Source organism: Sulfurimonas paralvinellae (assembly GCF_014905135.1).
Taxonomy (GTDB): domain Bacteria; phylum Campylobacterota; class Campylobacteria; order Campylobacterales; family Sulfurimonadaceae; genus Sulfurimonas; species Sulfurimonas paralvinellae.
Genome location: NZ_CP041406.1, coordinates 1747481 through 1762816 on the forward strand (window position 1 = coordinate 1747481; position 15336 = coordinate 1762816).

Sequence of the window (15336 nt, forward strand, 5' to 3'; positions counted from 1 at the left end):
TATCCTTTAAAATTCCAACTAACTCCAAAAATTCTTTTTAAAAACTTCCAAATTCGCTATAATTCGCACAATGATAATCAATGTAAGAGTGCATTATCAGAAATTTCAAGTTAAAGGGTTTCTTATGAAACATATACCAAACGGCAAATACAAGCCATATCCTAAAATAGACTTGCCAGATCGTACCTGGCCGGACAATACAATCACAAAAGCACCGCGCTGGTGCAGTGTCGATCTTCGTGACGGAAATCAGGCACTTATCAACCCGATGGATATGAATAAAAAACTTGAACTTTTTGCACTCTTACTCAAACTCGGTTTTAAAGAGATAGAGGTTGGATTTCCATCTGCTTCCAAAATAGAACACGATTTTTTGCGTAAACTCGTCGATGACAATCTTATTCCTGATGATGTAACCGTTCAGGTTCTCGTTCAGGCACGTGAGCATTTGATAGCAAAGACATTTAAGGCTTTGCGCGGTGTTAAAAAAGCAACTGTACACCTTTACAACTCGACTTCCATCGCACAGAGAAAAATCGTCTTTAGTAAAACGCAAGAAGAGATTATTCAGCTTGCACTTGACGGTGTCGATTTGGTTAAAAAGTATGAAGCAGACCATGACGGTAAAATCTTTTTGGAATACTCGCCTGAGAGTTTTACAGGAACAGAATTGGAATTTGCCGCACGTATCTCAAATGAAGTAACAGCTCGCTGGGGCATAGCCGATGACAGACAAGTCATCATCAATCTTCCGGCAACTGTGGAGATGGCAACGCCAAATATCTATGCCGACCAGGTTGAATGGATGAGCAGACATTTAGATAATCGTAAAAATGTCATCATTTCAACCCATACACATAATGACAGAGGCACTTCGATTGCCGCGACAGAACTTGCACTTTTGGCAGGTGCCGACAGAGTGGAAGGGACACTTCTTAGTAATGGTGAGAGAACAGGAAATGTGGATATCATCACTCTGGCTCTTAATATGACTACACAAGGCATAGAAAGTGGTTTGGATTTCTCAGATGTCAATGAAGTCGTCGAAGTAGTTGAAAAAGTGACGGAGCTTCCAACACATCCACGCCATCCTTATGTCGGAGAGTTGGTCTACACTGCATTTTCCGGTTCACACCAGGATGCAATCAACAAAGGTCTTGCCTATCAGCAGGCAAAAGAAGACCCTTTTTGGGAAGTGCCATATCTGCCGATAGACCCTGCTGATGTAGGACGCACATATGAGTCTATCATCCGTATCAATTCCCAATCGGGAAAAGGCGGCGTAGCTTATATTTTGGAAAAAAATTACGGATACCAACTCCCAAAAGCGATGCATCCGGAGATTGGCCGTGCCGTCCAGGCTTTAAGTGATGAAAAAGGGCGAGAGCTTGAACCCGAAGAGATTTTGCAGGTTTTTAAAGATACCTATTTCAACATAAATGAGCATATCAGCTTCAAAGATGTTTCATTAACAAGTGACAACGGTACTTCAAAATGTGTTTTAACCTACAGTTACAATGGTAAGGAAGTCACTTCTGAAGGTGAAGGAAACGGCCCTATAGATGCCTGTAAAAATGCACTAATGAAAGAGTATAACCATGATTTTACAATCAAATCATACTCAGAGCACTCATGTGGTGACAAAAGTACAGCCAAAGCAGTAGCCTATATAGAAATACAGAGCAAAGAAGTTCTTTCTTGCTTCGGTGTCGGTGCAGATAATGACATCACCGTAGCATCGATTAAAGCGATGTTCTGTGCGCTCAACAGGGCATTTTCTTAAAAGATTCTCTATGGAAGAAGATAAAAGTAAAAAAATCCTTCATGAGATAGAGTTACTTTTAAAAAGTACAAAGATCGAGGCACTCCATGAGAGTGCCTGTGATCAAATCCCCCAAAAGATAAATGAACTCGTTGCATCTTACGAAGAGCAAAAAAGACGCGATGCTAAAACCATAAAAAATCAGGCATATTTCATAAAGCAGATAGATAAACGAACTATCAATATCAATGCTACGAGCCAAAGAAAAGATGCCTTGCTCGCACAGCAGTCAAAGATGGCAGCAATGGGCGAAATGATGGACGCCGTAGCACATCAATGGAAACAGCCTCTCAATTCTCTGAGTATGATGAACGATATGCTTATGGACGACTTTAAAAATGATCTTGTCGATGAAGCGTACATTCAGGATGTTACAGAAATGACGCATATGCAGATAGAGCATATGATAAACACACTCAATGAGTTTAGAACATTTTTCAGACCATCAAAAGATGCGCAGGACTTTTCCGTTTCAGAGTGTCTTGAGAGTGTACAGGTACTTATGAAAGATGAACTCCTAAAAAACACTATCTCTGTCAATGTCGATATACAAGAAGATATCACTCTTCATGGACAGGTCAATGAATTTAAACACCTCTTTTTAAATCTTATCAGCAACGCCATTGATGCATTTAACGAAAAAGCGATACAAAACCGCACTATTGAGATCAAAACATTTCAAAACGATCATCACGGAATTATTGAATTTGAAGATAACGCAGGCGGTATTCCACAGCATGTCATCAACTCTATTTTCAAGCCAAACGTCACCACAAAAGCTGATGGCAAAGGAACAGGAATCGGCCTTTATATGAGTTCACAGATCGTGCAAAAGCACAATGGCTCCATCTCTGTCGAAAATGCCAATGACGGCGCACTCTTTCGAATCTCCATTAAATCCTAAAAAGAGAGTCCGACAACAACTTCAGGATAACTATTTGAGCATTCACCCAATCTGTTGCAGTCACTGTAGTACTCTATAATATACCCAAGTCCGACATAAGAGTTTTTACTCGTTGTTATTGCCAAGCCTGCTCTTGCCCCGTATGACTGGTAATCTTTATAACTGCTGACAAATGTATTGCGCCCAAAAACACCTATATAAGGATGAAACTTTCTATTTAAAGGCAGATAGTATGTTCCTTCTAGCTGCAACTCCTGCATGGAGGGTGTACCTCCCATCCATGCTCTGTAACCAACTCCAACAGAAAGATTATCTGCTATAAAATAGTTTCCGTATACCCCCGCTACTGTATAGTTTTGGTTATATGCCCTGCCTGCACCTATAGAAGCACCAATGTTTTTGTTCCCTCGTAAAAAAATATCAGCATTGGCTAATGAAATCAGTGCGACACACAGTATAAAAATTTTCTTCATCAAAATAATAACTCCTCTTCCGGATTATTTACCTGTTCAGATCGCGGCGGTTTTGAAATGTCACTGAAATACTCTTTTTTACCGTTCACATTCACTTCAATAATGCCTTCAGGAACATCGAACTTTCTTTTTATCTGAGGATATAGCTTGAGCACATCTCTAAAATAATTTGCAAACGCAGGTCCCGCGACACGTCCGCCCGTCTCTTTATGATACATCGGTGTATTGTCATCGTTTCCAAACCAGACAACCGTCTCTATGGTCGGTGAATAGCCTGCAAACCAGGCATCGATATTGTTGTTTGTCGTTCCTGTCTTACCGGCGAGTTCTATACCTTTGACACCCGCGCGTCGTCCTGTACCCCGTTTAACCACATCACGCAGGATCGTCGTCATAATGAAAGACTGTGTCGGCTTTGTAATAGGGTATGAGACCTCTTGTTTCTCATAGATAATCTCATTTCTCTTCTCTATTGAGTTGATAAGATGCGGTACTACCTGAACACCGTAATTTGAAAAAGATGTATAGTACTGTGCCAGCTCCAGCGGTGACATAGACATCGTTCCAAGGGAAATAGAAAGATCGTTTGGAATATTTTTGATATGAAACTTTTTCAGCTCTTTTAGGAGTTGATTGAGTCCTATATCATTAACCAGATTGATCGTAGCGAGATTACGAGAGTGAATTAATGCCTCACGCAAGGTAATGAGCCCTTTATAGTTCTTCTCGTAGTTTTTCGGACGCCATTTCATATCTTCACCATTCTTTTCATACTCATATGTTTTTGCAATGTCAACCAACTGTGTTGCCCCACTGTAGCCAAGATCAATAGCCACTTGATAGATAAAGGGTTTAAAAGCGGAACCAGGCTGTCGTTTCCCCTGTGTCGCTCTGTTGTATGAACTCTCTTTATAATCCACCGAACCGACAAGTGCAAGTATATCTCCCGTTTTTGAATCAAGTGATACAAGCGCACCGTTGAGCTGAGACACATTGACATCTTGCAGTGTAAACTCAGTGTCACCTGTACTTTGTGCTTTTTGGAGATCTTTCTGATCTTTTATCTTATACTTCTCAATACGCTCCAAGGCCTTGTTGTAAGCAAATTTTAATGATTCCCGTCCGGCTTGCTGCAGTCCCAGATCAATTGTTGTATAAATTTCATAACCACCTGTTTTAAGATCATCATATCCCATCTTTTTAAAGCGACGTGCCACCTCATCTACAATAAAAGGTGCCTTATTCTGTGTGAGCGTATCATTGTAGACTGTCGGTCTCTCCATCAGTGCTCTTTCAAAAGTTGCATCATCGATCCAGCCGAGTGTATGCATGCGCGTAACAACACGATTCGCGCGTCCCATAGATATCTCATAGTTCTTTGTCGGGGCATAGGTACTTGGTGCCTTTGGAAGTCCTACAAGTATAGCGATCTCTTTAAGCGTCAGATCAGAAAGTTTTTTATGAAAATATCCGTCTGCTGCTGTTTTAATACCATAGTACCCATGTCCAAAATAGATCTCGTTGAGATAACGCTCGAGTATCTGCTCTTTACTCAAAGCATGTTCAATTTTAAAAGAGTAGATAAGCTCTTTGATCTTACGAGAGAGTTTTTTCTCACGCGTAAGCAGTTTATTTTTAACAAGCTGCTGGGTAATTGTACTGGCTCCCTCAACCATCTTTCTCGCTTTGACATCTTTAATGACAGCGCGAAAGATCGCATCGAAATTGACACCGGAGTGCTCAAAGAATGTCGTGTCTTCGATTGCTACAAGCGCTTCAACGACACGAGGCGGTATCTCTTCAAAAGGTGCATAGTAACGATGCTTTTTTCCAAAGATATTGGCTATCTTCTCTCCATTTTTATCATAGATACGGCTTGTCTGTGCCGGTTTATAGTCAGTCAGGGAAGAGATATCATAATTATAAGCGAAGTAGTAGTACGCTACCAGTGCAAACGGTGATAAAAACCCTAAAAGTAAAAGTGTTAAAAATATCTTTTTTATCATTGTCTAAAATTCCTGTTTGAAAAATTCGCCTCGATGAGTATTTTCGTATATGTCTCTTTCGGCGAAGAAATAACTTCCTGCATTGTACCATTTTCTACGATAACACCGTTTTTAATGACACAAATATCTTCACATATTTCTTTTGCCGAGAGTATATCATGCGTAACAAAAAGCATCAAAAATCCCTCTCTCTTTTGCAGCTTTTTGAGCAGTGTGAGTATGACCTCTTTCGTATTTGGATCAAGTGCCGTTGTCGGTTCATCCAAAAGCAGAAGTTTTGGATGTTTTTCCAAAGCCATTGCAATAACGACACGCTGCAGTTGTCCGCCTGAAAGTTCAGGAGGAAAACGTTCCAAAAGATCAAGTGAGAGTCCTACTTCTTCAAAAAGCTCTTTGATTCTCGACTCATCGACAAAGAACTGTTTTTTTATTTTTGTCAGCGGTGAGAGTGCTGTAAACGGATTCTGCGGTACAAAACCGATGCTCTCTCCCGGTATCAGCTCAAATTCACTCTCATAATCCAGCGTAAATTTCATATTTTTAGGCAGCATATCCAGCAGTGCTTTGAGTGTCAGACTCTTTCCGCTGCCGCTTTGGCCGATAAGTGCAAGTGAGCTTTTAATGCTAAATGCAATATCAACAAGTGTTTTGTCATCTAATGAGATGCGCAGCTCTTTTATATCTATCATAACAGACCTACCAGCTCTTGGCATACATTTTGCAATTCAGCCCTGCTCTCACCAAGTCGCGCGATCAGCCTGACAATAGCACTCGGCACTGTCGGCTGACGAATACCGCCTATCGCATAACCTTTTTCTAAAAGTGCATCTTTGATGGTAATGACTTTTCTATTGTCTCCCACAGGAACAGCTGCTATAAGTCCATCCATTTGTATACCTAACTCTTGCTTAACGATGCTTTTTCTCTGCTCTATCTCCTCACGCAGCATATCTGCGTGAGCGAGAATAAATGCAAGTGAATTATGGGCTAAGAGTGTATCATATAAAGAGAGTGAGGTCGCGTAGATGATTGGTTTTGCCCGATTAAGAAGATATGACACAATATGTTCACTAGCCAAAATGAAAGCACCGAAGCTTCCGTATGCTTTGCCGAGTGTTCCCATTTTTATGTGATTTGGTGCTATATCTATACCATAGTGTTCATAAACACCCATAAGTGTTTCACCGACAACACCACTGCTATGCGCCTCATCTACAATCAAAATCGCTTCATTTTCATTACAGACAGCAAAGACCTCACGTGAGCAGAGATCACCATCCATAGAGTAGATGCCTTCAACGGCGACGATATTTCGCTTTGCCTGAGAAGTTTTCAGCATCTCTCGCAGCACGTTCATATCATTATGCGGAAAGAACATAACATCAATGCCGTGAAGCTGTGATGCAAGCACGCCTGAAGCATGGTACAGTTCATCCATAAAGAGCTTGTCACCTTTACGTACGAGTGACTCTATCAGTGCTATATTTGCATTGAAACCACTGCCAAGAACAATGCCTGCTTCAAAACCGTTCGCTTTACATAAAGCATCTTCAAACTCTTTGTGTATCTGATGATAGCCATTGACAAGCATCGATGCCTTGCTTGCGTGAATCTCCGTCTCACCAAGTTGGTCACATGTCTTTTGATGCAGGGTTTTGTTATGTGCCAGACCAAGATAATCATTGGAAGCAAAATCATGTAACTCATTTGAAACAATTTCTCGTGTTCTGTATCGTCCTGCGCGCTTTAGTGCTTCTAGCTCTTTTTTGTAAAACATTATCGAACAACTACTCGATTTCTTCCGCTGTTTTTTGCTTCATAGAGTGCTTCATCAGCTCTTTTATAAAGAAAATCTTCTGATTCTCCCTTAATATACTCCGTTACACCAAAACTCATTGTTATCGGAAGAATTTTTTTGCTTTTTTCTACTAATACTCTTAACTTTTCTGCAATTTTTACGGCATCGTCTTTTGTTGTATACGGCAAAATAATAACAAATTCTTCACCCCCTACTCTACACACCTTGTCAGCCTCACGCAATGACTCTTTGACGAGATTTGCATAATAGATAAGCACTTCATCACCGACACTGTGTCCGTGTTCATCATTTACTTTTTTAAAGAAATCAATGTCAAGCATTATAACACTTAATGCATGCTCGTAACGTTTGGCATTATATATTTCTTCATCTATTTGTGTCTCATAAAACCTTCGGTTATAGAGACCTGTCAAAGAATCCCTTATTGTTATATCTTCAAGTTCTTCTTTATATCTCTCTTCTTTTGTAATGTCGGCAAAGATAACACTGTAATGATTTTGTTCCCTGTCTATCACAGCAGCATTGACTAGGAAATAATAGATCTTCTCTTCTATAATCATCTTGACTTTATAATGCTCATCAGGATGATCTATAACTTTTTCAAGCCAGTTGTATGCAACCGTTCCCTTGGAGAGGTATCCCTCTTCATCGACAAAGAAGTTACACACGCAGGTGTTTTCATCCCTAAATTCATCCAAGGATTTATATTTGCTGAAATATTTGAAAAAAACTTTATTGGTATCAATAATATTTTTTTTATTATTAATGATGATCATATTACTGGAAGAATCAATTATATTTTTATAATATTTTTTTTGTTTTCGCATATTATAGTACATAACAATATTTACGACACCTGCAATAGCCATAAAAAAGAGCAAAGTAAAAACAATCCATCTAAACTGAAAAAATTGTAGATCTTTACTCTCTATATTACTTAACTTTTTAAAAGCCAAATAATGACCGATAGTCTTTTCATTTGTATCCTTTAAAGGGTATGCAACAATAAGGTAACCATCTACAATCCTATATTCTTTATTAAAAAAAGTCTCAATTTTATTATCAGAGAGCAACTTTACCAACGATTTCTTTGCATCTAAATTCGCAATATAATAACCATCTACAAACATTTTCGTAAAAGGATGTGTCAAATGCTTCGCATATTTTTTATCAGCCAAAACAACAGAGTCGATCTCTTCTTTTTCAAAGGTTTTTGCAATTGAGTTAAAATGCGAAATGATCTCTATAAATCCGATAAACCTCTCATGATCAAAAAGAGGAACCATCGCTTTAATACTCATGTCATAACTGCCTACGCTTATAGCAACACTTGCTTTATGCTGTTTTTCCATCTTAGAAATTTCTGCTCTGCTTCCAGAGAGATCGTCTCCCTTTGCCTTAGTCCAGCTTCTATAAAGAGAAATCCCATCTCTATCTATTATCTGTATCCAAATGTTTTGATAGAGTGTATTTGCTTTATATTGATGGATGAGATCAGCATAATACCCTTGTGGTATTTTCTTCTTTAAAATAAATGATCTTATTTTTTCATCAGTTGCCAAAGAGAGCGCGATAGCGAGTGTCGATTTTTCTTTGATCTCTAGAAAATGTGCAATATCACTGCGTATCTCTTTTGTTGTGGCTTTGTATTTTTCAGTTAGTATCTCATCTTGTTTCACTTTTATGTAATCATTGTAAACAAACACGAAGCTTATGAAAAACAAAAAAACAAAGACTGCTGAAATAATGACCCAATTTCCTTTAGAAACTTTCACTATAGTTCTCCAAATGTCTGCAGTACTTCAACAGATAGACCCATGGCAGTACTCTCATATCCACGGACTTCTTTTATATAGGTTTTACAAAAACCTTCCACCATACATGCACCGGCTTTACCGCGCCACTCTCCACTCTTGAGATAGGCATCGAGATCATCTTGGTCGAATTCATCAAAAAGATAATCAGTTTTAGATATATCGACGATCTTTCTATCTTTTGCATGGTAGATCATACAGGTGATAATACTAGTAATATTTCCACTTTGTGTCATTAAAATATTACGAGCATCGTCCTCACAGCGTGCTTTTCTAAGAATGTGATTTTGTGAAGTAACGACCGTGTCGGCAACCAAGAGCGGGTACTCTTCAATGCCAAAAGCCTTAAAATTGGCTTCATACTTTCCCATGGTCGCCTGATAGACAAAGTTTTTGGGGCTTGTTGCAACTATGTTCTCTTCATCGAAATCAACACTCTCTTGAATAAAATCAATGCCGGCCTCACGCAAAAGTATTGCCCGAGTCTCTGAAGAGGAGCAGAGTCTAATACGCATTACGAAGCGTAACTCCCAAATAAATCGCGATGATACCAAGAATAATATTGACAGGAACCATATATTTTCCAATAAGCTCAAGCGCTTTTTTCGCACCTGCCATATCACCTTTGTCAAGAAGCTTTTGCGCTTTGTTTCGGCGCACTATCATAGCAAAGAGATTTGCAGACATAATCATCCAAATTACCTCTTTCGTATGCACAAGATTATAAATATGCATTGCATAATCATCGATGACATTTCCGTTCGCATCGACTGCCGCCGCACGAAAACCAAGCCCAACTGCCATAATGACAGCTGTAGCAATAAGAATAAGCACAAAAGGAGTCACAATAGTAAAAAGACGTTTGAGTGCATGTGAAATGCGTGTCAGTCTATGTACCGGTGATTCTATCTCTACAAAGGACTGATGAGCTGCAAAACGCATAGCAATCATACCCCCTACCCAGACCACGGCTGAGATAACGTGAAGAAAAACAATCTGTGTTCTATAGTCTGCAAACAGTTCAACCATAAACTCTTTCATTACGCCAACGCCTCTTTGATGAAGTTCATTGCTTCCACTTTTGCTTCAGGAAGTTTTGTTTTATCTTTTCCACCCGCTTGAGCAAAGTCCGGACGACCTCCTCCGCCACCACCAAGTATTGGAGCGATTTTTTTGATCCAGTCACCCGCTTTTGCATCACACCCTTTTACACCGGCAGCAATGAGAACTTTATCGCCTTTAACTTGGAAAAGCATTGCACAGAGTTTCTCATTTTGGTTTTTCAGCTCATCTATCTTCTCTTTTATATCACCATTTGGCAGTTCATTGACTACCACGGCAACACCATTGATATCTTCAGCTTTGATCTCGACTTTTGCAGCTGACTGCGCCTCTTTGAGTTCAGATTTTAGCTCATTGATGTTTGATTTGAGTCTATGGATACCGGCGATAAGATCGAGGTTTTTCACTTCTGACTGCGCCTCTTTTAAAAGAGCGCGCTGCTCATTGAAATATCTGTAGGCTGCATTACCGCAGACCGCTTCGATTCTTCGCACACCCGCACTGACACCGCTCTCTTTTGTGATAATGAAATTACCAATATTTGCCGTGTTTTCAACATGCACACCACCGCAGAACTCAACCGAAGTATCTGCAAAACTGACAACACGAACTTCGTCACCGTACTTCTCACCAAACTGTGCTTTTGCACCTGATTTTTTTGCTTCTTCTATGTTCATCACTTCTGTTTTTGCAGGAATAGCACGCATGATCTCCACATTGACACGCTCTTCTATCTCAGAGAGTTCCGCTTCGCTCACAGCCTTTGGATGAGAGAAATCAAAACGAAGTCTATCTGCTTCAACGAGAGAACCCGCTTGAGAGATATGATCACCAAGTACATCAAAAAGCACCGCATGAAGCAGGTGTGTAGCCGAGTGATGTTTTGTAATCTCATTGCGTGAGATATCGACGATTGCATCGACGTTAATACCGATTTTAATGCTTGAAGTGACTTCGATCTTTGAGAGATTTATATCGAAGAATTTCTTTGTATCGAGTACTTTTGCACGGCATTGAAGCTCACCTCTGTCACCGCACTGTCCACCGCTCTCTGCGTAAAAAGGTGTCACATCCAACATAACCCAGCCGGTTTGACCGATGTCTAAAGCATCTATACGCTTAAAGTTCTCGTCTAAAAGAGCAAGCACTTTTGAAGCATGGTGTGTTGTTTCATAACCGACAAATTCATTTGTACCGAACGCTTCGAGTAACTCTTTAAAGTCACCATGAACCGCATCATCACCGCTGCCTTTCCATGCTGCTTTTGCACGGCTTTTTTGCTCCTGCATCAATACTTCAAATTTCGCACTGTCGAGTTTCAAACTCTTCTCACGCAGCATATCTTCTGTAAGATCGAGTGGAAAACCGTAAGTGTCGTAAAGTTTAAAAGCCACTTCACCCGAAAAAACATCCTTCGTATTTTGCAGTTCCATGTTAAACAGTGCTATTCCCGATTCGATAGTTTTGAAAAAGCGTGCCTCTTCAAGCTCTATCTGTTCCTTGACAGCCGGTGCTTTTTTACCGAGATAATCATACTCATCTCCCATGATATCCACGAGCGTATCGACAAGCTTGTGCATAAACGGCTCACGGAATCCTAAAAGATAACCATGACGTACGGCACGGCGAAGAATTCTTCTCAGAACATATCCACGCCCTTCATTTGAAAAGTTCACTCCCTGTGCCAAAAGGAAAACAGCCGTTCTGATATGGTCGGCAATAACACGGTATGACGCGCCGCTTGCATAAACATACTCTTTGCCTATCATATCTTCGACTTTACGGATTATCGGCATGAAAAGAGAAGAACCGTAGTTTGAAAGTGCCCCTTCTTTAATGGCAACGACACGCTCAAGTCCCATACCTGTGTCTATCGAAGGTTTCTCCAGTGGTATTCTCTCGCCACCCGGCTCTTTAACCTCATACTGCATGAAAACAAGGTTCCAGATCTCTAAAAATCTGTCGCCTTCACCACCCATATAGTCTTCAGGTCCGTCAAAATGCTCTGCACCCTGATCGTAAAATATCTCTGAACACGGCCCGCATGGTCCTGTGTCACCCATAGCCCAGAAGTTATCTTTGTCTCCCAAACGCATGATTCTATCCGCTGCAATATGCCTTTTCCAAAGCTCTTCAGCCTCATCATCGCTCTCGTGAACCGTCACCCAAAGCTTATCTTTGTCCAGGTGCAGCACTTGCGTGATGAACTCCCACGCATAAGCAATAGCATCTTCTTTGAAGTAATCGCCGAAACTGAAATTACCCAGCATCTCAAAGAACGTATGGTGACGAGCCGTATGGCCGACATTTTCAAGGTCATTATGCTTCCCGCCGGCACGAATACATGTCTGACACGATGTTGCACGCGGATTTTTGGGACGTGGCACTTCACCGGTAAAGATTGACTTGAAAGGGACCATTCCCGCATTGTTAAAAAGCAGCGTCGCATCATCTGGGACAAGCGGTGCTGAAGCTACTCTTGTGTGATTTTTTGATTCAAAAAATTTTAAAAATTCTTCTCTGACATTCATTATGTTTTTCTCTTTTATAAAATTACGCGATTATAACCAAAATGAGCTAAATTTTTGGATTTTTTCTCTATTTTTTTCGAAATCTCAAAAATAATTCACCTGTTAACTATAATTAATTATAATAGTCTATTTTAAAATATCGGAGAGAAAATGAAAAAAATCCTACTTAGCGGCCTCTTGGCTACACTGCTTGGTTCAACACTCATGGCAGAAAATATCAGCAGTTATGAATATGCCCAATATAAAGAAAAAAACGATGTCAAAAGTATTTTGCGTGACAACAATTTAAAAATCGTCGGTGAATATGATGCAATGCAAAACCCAAACTATCATGTAATCGCTTACACAAATGACACACTCATGGCAGATGCTTCAAAAGATGACGATGATGCTTTTGCGGCTGTACAAAAAGTGATGATCAATAAAGCTGACAAACAACTCGTATTTACAAACCCGGAGTACTTTTTACATGCATTTTTAGAAGATGACTATAAAGCCGATGATGCTAAAAGTCTCAATGCGACCCTTGCAAAAGCATTTGGAAAATTGACACCATCAAAAGATGGGCTCGATGCAGATGATATTGAAGGATATCACTTTATGATGGGAATGCCTTACTATGAAGATATGATAGAAGTAGCAAAAGGAAAAGATCTCGCGCAAAAACTGCAAACAAATGCAGGAGAAAATATTGTCTTTAAAATCGACATGCCTGAAGCTACACTTTACGGTGTTGCAATGCCGAGCGAAAAAGGTGAAAAATATTATGTTTCTGAAATTAAAGGACAAAAAAATGCAGCCTTTTTACCGTATATGGTTCTTATAGAAAAAGATAGCGACGGGGAACAAGAGGCAAAAATCCTTCATCCGAAATATTACCTTGCCATCTCTTATCCAAACCTCAGCATGGGTGAATTTATGGGAATCTCAGGAACACCTGGAGATATTGAAGAGTACTTCACTGCACTTTTCAAATAACCTCACGCATAAGCAGAAAATTTTTCTGCTTGTGTATAAATTTTCTTTTAAATAACCACAAAACTGCACCATTTACACAAAAGACAAATAACACCATAGCTAAATTTTTTTACTATGTTAATTTGAAAAGATTATTTTAATTATAAGTTACTATAATTAACTTAATAATAATATTTTAAGGGATAAAAAATGACATTTTTAGATGAAGATATTTATTCTGCTGTACAAAACTATCTGCCTAAAGTCAGTGAATATGTCCAATCCCATGGAGGGGACATCAAACTTCTTGGTGTAAAAGATGGAACAGTCTATATTGCACTGACAGGTGCATGCGGAGGGTGTTCCATGAGTTTGATGACAACAAAAATGGTTGTGCAGAAAAAACTGCGTGAACTGATTCACCCGGAGCTTAGTGTAGTCAATGTTGATGGAACACCTGAAAATGTTATGCCTGAAGATGCCTATACAGGTGAAGATGAAAGCAGTGATACACAGACTGAACAGTTTTCACAAGAGAAACAAGGTATGGTTGATAAATTAAAACATATCGTAGGACTTTAATATGATCGTAGATTATGCAGACAAAGCCCTCACGCAGCGTTACCAGCTTATGGCACAGACTATCATACCAAGACCTATTGCCTGGATTGTCACTGAAAATGAGAAAGGGATTATTAATATTGCACCTTTTAGTTATTTCATGGGGCTTAGTTCTAAGCCTGCTACCATGATAGTAAGCATCGGACATAAAAGTGACGGCAGTGAAAAAGATACACTGAAAAACATCAAAGAGAGTAAAAAATGCACTATTTGCATGGTAGATGAAGAACACCTTGAATCCATGCATTTTAGTTCAAAAGAGCTGCGTAAGGATGAAAGTGAAGCTAATGCATTTGACATCAAAACAACAAAAATTTTTGAAGATTTTCCGCCTATGGTGGAGGATGTTCCAAGTGCATTTTTTTGTGAATTCTACCAGGAAATAGAACTCAAAGGATCAAAAACAATTCCTCTTGTAGTAGAGATCAAACAACAATTCATAGATGATGAAATCATCACAAACAGAGAAAAAATCACACTCGAATACGCACCAGTTGCAAGAGTTGGCAAAAGTTATGCACTTTTAGGCGAACAGATAACTCCGCCAAAAATACCGTAGTTACTACATAACTGCGGTACTATTTTTTAAATGATAAAATCCACTCAACAATAATTTTCAGATCATCATCACTTAAACTCTTGAATGCAGGCATTATGGCGCCATTGGAACTTGCATACTTCCCTTTGCTTCCATTGTGAATGCTCTGTATTAAACTTTTTTCACTATTACCTTTTGTATTTGCAATGGTTTTAAAAGAGGGACCTACTATTTTCTTATCTACCTTATGACAGGAGAGACAATTGTTTTGTAAAGCTAAACGCTCACCTTTTGGCATAGCATTGAGTTTATTCTGTAATGCTTGGGCATCATTGAGATTTTTCAAAGTAAAATGCTCAAACATATACTCTGCGATAGCTTCAAGCTCATCTTCACTGACCTTTCCTTTTTGAGAAGGCATCACGCCATAACTCTCCAAACTGTGCTTATCACAAAATGATTTGCTTACACTTGGCTTGATTACATAATCTTTGACAAAAGATATTGCCCTTGGAACCTTTTCACTCTCATTGGGTGCTTTGATGAAGTCTCTAATATGAAAAGCAACAGCCATCATAGGTGGTGCTTTCTCATCTTCAAATGTTTTTGGAGGCAGATCCAGATTATGACACTGTGAACATTTTTTCTCTATAAGTTTTTTGCCGTCTAGTCGAGGTTTATGTTGAGTATTGCATCCTATAAACAGAAGAGCTGATAGTATTGATAAAATTATTTTTTTTCTCATTTTAAATCCTTATTTTGTAGTTTGAAACTTACTATTAACCCACA

The 15336-nt window shown here is 39.3% G+C and carries 14 protein-coding genes; 5 read left to right on the plus strand and 9 right to left on the minus strand.

Annotation, left to right across the window (positions count from 1 at the left end):
• Positions 1-124 precede the first annotated feature (124 nt).
• Both leuA and FM071_RS08980 read left to right on the plus strand, forming a co-directional pair.
• Complete coding sequence (gene leuA, locus FM071_RS08975) at positions 125-1783, plus strand: 2-isopropylmalate synthase (protein WP_193110662.1); 1659 nt, start codon at positions 125-127, stop codon at positions 1781-1783.
• 10 nt (positions 1784-1793) lie between these two features.
• Positions 1794-2726 carry a sensor histidine kinase gene (locus tag FM071_RS08980; RefSeq protein ID WP_193110663.1) on the plus strand — a complete coding sequence of 311 codons (933 nt, stop codon included), beginning with the start codon at positions 1794-1796 and terminating at the stop codon, positions 2724-2726.
• Here FM071_RS08980 and FM071_RS08985 read toward each other — a convergent pair.
• The 8 genes from FM071_RS08985 to alaS form a co-directional block, all read right to left on the minus strand.
• On the minus strand, positions 2723-3199 hold the full coding sequence (locus FM071_RS08985) for a hypothetical protein (protein WP_193110664.1): 477 nt from the start codon (positions 3197-3199) through the stop codon (positions 2723-2725). The genes FM071_RS08980 and FM071_RS08985 overlap by 4 nt on opposite strands.
• A complete protein-coding gene (locus tag FM071_RS08990; protein WP_193110665.1) occupies positions 3199-5205 on the minus strand; it encodes a penicillin-binding protein 1A in 2007 nt (668 codons plus the stop codon). The genes FM071_RS08985 and FM071_RS08990 overlap by 1 nt, the downstream gene beginning before the upstream one ends.
• On the minus strand, positions 5202-5894 hold the full coding sequence (locus FM071_RS08995; protein ID WP_193110666.1) for an ATP-binding cassette domain-containing protein: 693 nt from the start codon (positions 5892-5894) through the stop codon (positions 5202-5204). Before FM071_RS08995 ends, FM071_RS08990 begins: the two co-directional genes overlap by 4 nt.
• Positions 5891-6982, minus strand: a complete 1092-nt coding sequence (locus FM071_RS09000; RefSeq protein WP_193110667.1) for an aminotransferase class I/II-fold pyridoxal phosphate-dependent enzyme — start codon at positions 6980-6982, stop codon at positions 5891-5893. The genes FM071_RS08995 and FM071_RS09000 overlap by 4 nt, the downstream gene beginning before the upstream one ends.
• On the minus strand, positions 6982-8703 hold the full coding sequence (locus tag FM071_RS09005) for a sensor domain-containing diguanylate cyclase (RefSeq protein ID WP_193110668.1): 1722 nt from the start codon (positions 8701-8703) through the stop codon (positions 6982-6984). Before FM071_RS09005 ends, FM071_RS09000 begins: the two co-directional genes overlap by 1 nt.
• Before the next feature lie 95 nt (positions 8704-8798).
• Positions 8799-9353, minus strand: a complete 555-nt coding sequence (maf, locus tag FM071_RS09010; protein ID WP_193110669.1) for a septum formation inhibitor Maf — start codon at positions 9351-9353, stop codon at positions 8799-8801.
• On the minus strand, positions 9343-9879 hold the full coding sequence (locus tag FM071_RS09015; RefSeq protein ID WP_193110670.1) for a hypothetical protein: 537 nt from the start codon (positions 9877-9879) through the stop codon (positions 9343-9345). Before FM071_RS09015 ends, maf begins: the two co-directional genes overlap by 11 nt.
• Entirely contained in the window at positions 9879-12431 is a 2553-nt protein-coding gene (gene alaS / locus FM071_RS09020) for an alanine--tRNA ligase (RefSeq protein ID WP_193110671.1), read from the minus strand. Before alaS ends, FM071_RS09015 begins: the two co-directional genes overlap by 1 nt.
• Positions 12432-12581: 150 nt before the next feature.
• On the opposite strand from alaS, the gene FM071_RS09025 reads away from it, so the two are divergent.
• The 3 genes from FM071_RS09025 (at position 12582) to FM071_RS09035 (ending at position 14568) form a co-directional block, all read left to right on the plus strand.
• A complete protein-coding gene (locus FM071_RS09025) occupies positions 12582-13409 on the plus strand; it encodes a hypothetical protein (RefSeq protein ID WP_193110672.1) in 828 nt (275 codons plus the stop codon).
• 189 nt (positions 13410-13598) lie between these two features.
• Entirely contained in the window at positions 13599-13970 is a 372-nt protein-coding gene (locus FM071_RS09030; protein ID WP_193110673.1) for a NifU family protein, read from the plus strand.
• 1 nt (position 13971) lies between these two features.
• Positions 13972-14568: a flavin reductase family protein gene (locus FM071_RS09035; RefSeq protein WP_193110674.1), complete on the plus strand. Its 597-nt coding sequence runs from the start codon at positions 13972-13974 to the stop codon at positions 14566-14568.
• 19 nt (positions 14569-14587) lie between these two features.
• Here FM071_RS09035 and FM071_RS09040 read toward each other — a convergent pair whose 3' ends face one another.
• Positions 14588-15292, minus strand: a complete 705-nt coding sequence (locus FM071_RS09040) for a c-type cytochrome (RefSeq protein WP_193110675.1) — start codon at positions 15290-15292, stop codon at positions 14588-14590.
• Positions 15293-15336: the final 44 nt, after the last annotated feature.

Bases quoted from the DNA above. Each gene is read 5' to 3' on its own strand.
- leuA (WP_193110662.1), top strand. From the start codon at position 125: ATGAAACATATACCAAACGGCAAATACAAGCCATATCCTAAAATAGAC.
- FM071_RS08980 (WP_193110663.1), top strand. From the start codon at position 1,794: ATGGAAGAAGATAAAAGTAAAAAAATCCTTCATGAGATAGAGTTACTT.
- FM071_RS08985 (WP_193110664.1), bottom strand. From the start codon at position 3,199: ATGAAGAAAATTTTTATACTGTGTGTCGCACTGATTTCATTAGCCAAT.
- FM071_RS08990 (WP_193110665.1), bottom strand. From the start codon at position 5,205: ATGATAAAAAAGATATTTTTAACACTTTTACTTTTAGGGTTTTTATCA.
- FM071_RS08995 (WP_193110666.1), bottom strand. From the start codon at position 5,894: ATGATAGATATAAAAGAGCTGCGCATCTCATTAGATGACAAAACACTT.
- FM071_RS09000 (WP_193110667.1), bottom strand. From the start codon at position 6,982: ATGTTTTACAAAAAAGAGCTAGAAGCACTAAAGCGCGCAGGACGATAC.
- maf (WP_193110669.1), bottom strand. From the start codon at position 9,353: ATGCGTATTAGACTCTGCTCCTCTTCAGAGACTCGGGCAATACTTTTG.
- FM071_RS09015 (WP_193110670.1), bottom strand. From the start codon at position 9,879: ATGAAAGAGTTTATGGTTGAACTGTTTGCAGACTATAGAACACAGATT.
- alaS (WP_193110671.1), bottom strand. From the start codon at position 12,431: ATGAATGTCAGAGAAGAATTTTTAAAATTTTTTGAATCAAAAAATCAC.
- FM071_RS09025 (WP_193110672.1), top strand. From the start codon at position 12,582: ATGAAAAAAATCCTACTTAGCGGCCTCTTGGCTACACTGCTTGGTTCA.
- FM071_RS09030 (WP_193110673.1), top strand. From the start codon at position 13,599: ATGACATTTTTAGATGAAGATATTTATTCTGCTGTACAAAACTATCTG.
- FM071_RS09035 (WP_193110674.1), top strand. From the start codon at position 13,972: ATGATCGTAGATTATGCAGACAAAGCCCTCACGCAGCGTTACCAGCTT.
- FM071_RS09040 (WP_193110675.1), bottom strand. From the start codon at position 15,292: ATGAGAAAAAAAATAATTTTATCAATACTATCAGCTCTTCTGTTTATA.